At 59.5% G+C, this 5236-nt stretch carries 5 protein-coding genes and 1 pseudogene; 3 read left to right on the forward strand and 3 right to left on the reverse strand.

All coding sequences use genetic code 11. The annotated features are described in order from the left end of the window. A partial coding sequence (locus AC1DJT_RS34165) for a hypothetical protein (RefSeq protein WP_476835818.1) occupies nucleotides 1–300 on the reverse strand: 300 nt, incomplete at its 3' end. A 739-nt stretch (nucleotides 301–1039) separates the two neighbouring features. Here AC1DJT_RS34165 and AC1DJT_RS34170 point away from each other — a divergent pair. After that, a complete protein-coding gene (locus tag AC1DJT_RS34170; protein ID WP_476835819.1) occupies nucleotides 1040–1534 on the forward strand; it encodes a hypothetical protein in 495 nt (164 codons plus the stop codon). A gap of 1190 nt (nucleotides 1535–2724) precedes the next feature. Then, nucleotides 2725–3105, forward strand: coding sequence for a thermonuclease family protein (locus AC1DJT_RS34175; protein ID WP_476771031.1), 381 nt, complete (start codon nucleotides 2725–2727; stop codon nucleotides 3103–3105). Between the two features lie 308 nt (nucleotides 3106–3413). Here AC1DJT_RS34175 and AC1DJT_RS34180 read toward each other — a convergent pair. Then, a pseudogene (locus tag AC1DJT_RS34180) lies at nucleotides 3414–3671 on the reverse strand (ATP-dependent DNA ligase); the annotation flags it as partial. Nucleotides 3672–3928: 257 nt separating this feature from the next. Between AC1DJT_RS34180 and AC1DJT_RS34185 the strand changes: the two are divergent. After that, nucleotides 3929–4573, forward strand: a complete 645-nt coding sequence (locus tag AC1DJT_RS34185) for a helix-turn-helix transcriptional regulator (RefSeq protein WP_476771032.1) — start codon at nucleotides 3929–3931, stop codon at nucleotides 4571–4573. A 26-nt stretch (nucleotides 4574–4599) separates the two neighbouring features. Here AC1DJT_RS34185 and AC1DJT_RS34190 read toward each other — a convergent pair whose 3' ends face one another. Continuing rightward, nucleotides 4600–4848 (reverse strand): hypothetical protein, encoded by a 249-nt coding sequence (locus tag AC1DJT_RS34190; RefSeq protein ID WP_476771033.1) that lies wholly within the window; start codon nucleotides 4846–4848, stop codon nucleotides 4600–4602. Between the last annotated feature and the right edge of the window lie 388 nt (nucleotides 4849–5236).

Here is a 5236-nt window from a genome sequence, read left to right on the forward strand (position 1 = left end):
ATACTTCACGGGACGTCCGCGACCGCGCTTTACGGGTTCTCCCATCGACACGACGCCAAACTGCGCCGCAACCGTCGCCGCAACCTCGCTGTTATAGCGGCCACCCGGCGTCGACAGGCGCACGATCTCCCGATCGCGCTTGATCACATCAAGGTCGCTCTGAAACCGGGCCAGCCGAGCCTCATTCTCCGCGAGAATGCGCGCCAGACCCGCCTCGGCATATGCGCCAAGGTAGCGGTCCTGTCGGTCACCGCGCGAACGCGGACGCTCGGTGCCCCACTGATATTGAAAAACGGTCATTGCAAGTCCTGGGTGACGCATAGCGTCTGAATTCGATGCTCATTTTAGCGGGTGCGCTCCGACCCTGACAAGTCAGTGAGCGAATTATTTCGCCTAAAAAATTGGATTATTTCCGACAGCCTTCAACGGCGATTTTCCCAAGGCGCGAAAAATGCCGCAGCGTCGTCTCAGTAATTTATTTCGCCTAAGCGATCGCAATTTCCAACCCGMATTCCGTGGCGCCGATCAGGTCACCATTCGAAATAAATTCGCCTAAGGTATTCCAGCTTTATCGCGCCTGTGATTCAAGCGGCGCTCGCATTTATCTCGCCTAAGGAACTGCACTCGGACTTCGCTGGATGCCCCGGCCGTGCCGTGGTCGAAACGCAATTATCTCGCCTTAGCGTTTTGCAGTTAAGATCACGTTATATCAGGAGGTTAGCGGCCGTTGAGGCCGGATTTGCTGCAATTTGCGGAACCTCGTCCCGTCTACCCCGACGCAGGCGGGTCTGCCTGGCTAAGGCGAAACAAATCGAAATCCGATCCGGATTGGTTCCATAATCATCCTTATGCGAATCAAATCCGAAGCTGAAAACACAGCATCTGGTATGTCGAGCCTGTCTCGACACGCTATGGCTTGATTTCAGGCTGCAGCACGCTCGCTGAGGGTGTTCATAACCCCAGTAAAAGAGCGCATCTCTTGGCGATCCCAAATTGTAGAATACAATAAGCATCGCCCCTACCAGGATTGACATTGCCCATGCACGATTTCGAAGCGCTCATTCTCGATGAACCTTKGATCAGTGAAGAATTACCTTACATCGGCACGCGCCGTGCTTCCGCATTCTACACGGGAGGAGGTATCGCAATGAGTGCGATCGGAGGATATCACCACTCTGGAGAACTCGTCTGCCTTGATGCGGATGCTTCCGACGCGGTGATCGGTCGCGCTGCTATCGACCGATTGAAGGCATTCTCGCCGATTTATCAATTCAGTCCGGGAAAAAGACTGCCCTACGATTGGTGGGTTGAGAACKGTGATGAAAAACCTCTCGCTGAGGTTCAGATCCGCGATGATGAAACCCTGGTATACGTCGAAACGCTATTTGACGTTGTCGATGGTGAGCCCATCATGGCGCGTGCCGAAGTCTCGAAATACTCCTTCGCTGCGAAGCTTGGATCCCGGATCCGTAAGCTGCTCATCGCCCGGCATAGGTTCCAGTCCCTGGAACAGGCCGTGAAATCCGGCCGTTGAACATCTCGACGCCGCGCTCCAGKGCGCAAACCCCCATGTAAACAAAGCGCAGGCGTGCCAAGTGTCCGCCTGCGCTTATCTTTTGAGGACTGGCTAAAACCCCGCGGCCGCTATCGACAAAGCCACTTATCAAGGACAAGTCCGCCGGCGGCATCTGCTGGCTGACGCACTGGCAGCTGCCGCCGGCGTTCCCCAATAAAGACGGACGCTCCATAGACGGGCTTGAAGACCCCACGGAGCCTCCCTCCCCGCCAAGGACCAGGCCCTGCCCCAAGCTGACGGCGTTGCCCGCTCAGGGCGCCTGAGAAGCCCCAGGCAAGGACGGCAGAAATCCCCGCAAATGCGCCACCAAGGACAGGCCCGGAATGGRCCTCATTTCCCCAAATAAAAAATAGGCTCAATACCGCAAACGTGACGCACCCCTTCGGGCGCGTCTCGTTTGCTTGGTGCCTTCGCACCGTATTTCGGTCTCCGACAGCCCCCAGGACCACACCACTTCCATCCTCTTCCGACCTTGATGCGCGCCTGCGCACGCCAGCCCTGCCGTCGCCCGGGCCTGATCGGTTTCGGATGTCGTTTGGCCGCCCTTCGGCGGCTCTTGAATGGCGGTCTAGCGCCTGCGCGCTCATGGGGCTTGGAGACGTAGACTGGCCTCGAATTAAGGCACAGAAATTCGCGTGTCCGACGCCTCATGACGAGGCTACGGGATAGGCGCCTTGGCCTTCGCCAAAGAGCCCCCCGTGACCCTTCCGCGTGCCTGCGCACGAGCGAATTTTGATGCCTTATTGGTCGCCCTCATCGGGCTCCTAACCCTGGCCAGTGAGGCTGCTTCGCTTCCTCAGGTTTGCTGCCGCCATCCGGCGTCAGAAGCTATCGCTTGAGGCCCGCGAGCCGGGCCATTTTCACTAACGGTTTCGTTCTGCGAACCATCAAACCGTGCTGTCTCCCTAGGCTGTCCCTTAGGACGCCTCTGGCACTCTCCAGCCTGGAGGACCAGCAATGTCGTTCCGACGAGACTTGGCCGGCATGAGTTCGGCCCAATGGGCAGTCGTCTGCGTGTGCACCTTCATCGTCTCGATGGGGGCCGCACTCGGCTTGCTAACGCCCTCCCCTAACCGGCTGGATCGATCCGGGCGACGCTACTCGATCCCCTGTCTTCGAGATCAAACCCGCGCCCGAACGAGATCGAGGTGATCCGCCCAGCGACTGCAGGATCCAGCCAGGCGCAATCTTCCTTCCCGCTATGTGGGCGGGGCGCCGGCGACTGCGTCATCGACGGTGACACCTTCCGGTTTCGCGGCGAGAAGATCCGGATCGCTGACATTGACGCGCCGGAAACAGGCGGAGCCAAATGCGCCGACGAAGCAGCTCTCGGTCAACGGGCCACCTTCAGGCTGGCCGAGCTGCTGAGCTCGAGGCCCTTCCGATTGGAAGCGATTGGCAGCCGGGACGTAGATTCGTACGGCCGAAAACTTCGTATCGTCGCGAACGGCGGTGGTTCGATCGGCGCCCAACTCGTCGACGAGGGCTTGGCCCGACCATGGAATGGCGGCCGACGCCCCTGGTGTTAATTTCCGCTCGCGACCCTTCTGCGACCTTCGGAACGTCTGCTCAGGGGGCAAGATCCCGGCGACCTTCCAGGAGCCGGTGGATGCCGGGCGAGGCGGACACCGTCACAGAAATTCTCGGCCGCACCGGGTGACTCCGTTTGGAACGCGAACGCGTTCGCGAGAGCCAAGGAACGGGCGCCCCTTCCAGTACGCTACACCTTGCGGGGATCAATGTCGCGTTCTGACCGAGTCCCAACATCCGACTAGAGTCGAGAGCAGACGGCATAAACTAGGTCATGATGGATCTTTTAATTGAAGAACGTCCTCGTCGGGAAGCGATTGGTCCAATCATGCCCGCCGCGGGTCAGGATCCGAACGGTGCGATTATCGATATGAATGGCGAGACGATAGCCGTCCCATTTCACTTCAAACGACCAGTCGTTGCCGGTAGGCGGCTTGGAAGCCAATAGATCCAGGCATGGCTCGACCCGCTCCGGCATGGGGTCAAAGTTGAGCTTCCGCTGGCGCGCATCCCGCGCTTTGCTGACCGGGCCACGGACAGTCTCGGCCCCAGGGCCGGCACGCAAAACGCGACGCGCGCACACAACTGACACTCCAACACACGCACGAGGTTCGCCCCGCCGTTCCGAGGGGGCGCGGCGGGGCTCCCTAGGCCGTGACGGTGCCGGATGTGGATGACGCTAAGACTGAATAGCGAACTCATGGCGAAACCCGCGATTCCCCGGCGCGGCTAGCGCTGCAAATACAGCACCTCGGCAAAGGAACAGGCGAGCGGCTCGATAGTTAAAGTTTGATGGGCGTATTCATTGCTGGGGGGATAAGGTTGGAACCGATGATCTCTGGGCCGAACGACGCCAGGCTGAGCGCAACTTTGAGCAGCGAGCCACAGGAGAAGGGGAGATCAGGTTCGACAAGCAATTATCGCGGCGCTGTGGCCCTGAACATGCTCGACCGAATCGGCTGCGGCTATCTCGTCGTCGAGAACCACCGAAAGATCGTTGAGGCCAACGCAACGGCCAGACTGATCCTTGGCTGCGATGAGGGGGCTTTTCAAGATCTTGGCCAGCTGACCAGCGCCTTCAAGCGGTTGATCGGGCGAGCCCCAAACGGCCCGAGACTCGGTCCACTGAGCTGGATCGTCATCTCTGGCACAAGCGACACGCCTTTCCTCCTCAATCAGGTCGCGGACGACATACCGGACGGCACGAGCGTGGTCATGCTGCTCGATCTTGATGCACACCTGCGACCGAATCCCTTCATGCTTCAGCGCATGTTTGGCCTGACCATGGCTGAGACGCGCCTTGCGCTTCAAATGGCGCAGGGCGATCTGCCCGCGGATGTCGCCAGCAGTCGGCACCTAAGCCGCACCACCATTCGCTCGCAACTAGCTGCGCTCTTCGCAAAAACCAACACGAAACGTCAGGCAGAGCTGGTCACGTTGCTCGCCAGGGTAGCGGTCCTGCCCTGAACGCGCTCGTTCAAGGAGAAAGCCGCTTATTGTTGGCCGGTCGAAACGGACGTGCCCCCTGCCTCTTCCGCGAGGATAAAGGCGCGCGCAAAGCGCTCAGTTGGAAACCGGATCAACAGGGCTGAATCACCAATTTCTGTTGGAATAACCCGGTAAGGGATTTCCCACTCGGTCAGCCACTTATCCATCACCTGAAGCCGAGACAGGAAGTGGTGCCCCGCGATCGGGATTGCGACGTGGTAAATCCACGTGTTTGAGACCTCGGTACGGTACATCCGCCTGATTCCGAGCGATAGGGCCCGCCTATGGCGACAGCAGGGCCCGAGGCTGTGCAGGCTTGGAGAGTGGCGATGCCAGCACAGAGAGACAAACCGATGATGCCCCTCGGTGTTCCATCAAAGCAGAATACGGGAACAAAAAAAAGCGGCCCGCGGCGTCCTCCCACTGCGGGCCAAGTGTAGGGGGCATGATTGGTGGAGCAACGCGCTGGGAAAGCAGCGGTTCGGGGCCAACGCAAAAAGATCGGGTTGTTGGGGCTCCGGCCGCCCGTTGATACGGGATGACGGAGAGCGGTCTTCCGGTCAGGCTCCATCGATCCAACCGGTCAGGAGGCCTGCCATGGAGCTGTTCGTCGGTCTTGATGTGTCTGTTCGCACCACCAGC

The organism is Allobosea sp. 05T422_2, assembly GCF_056396265.1.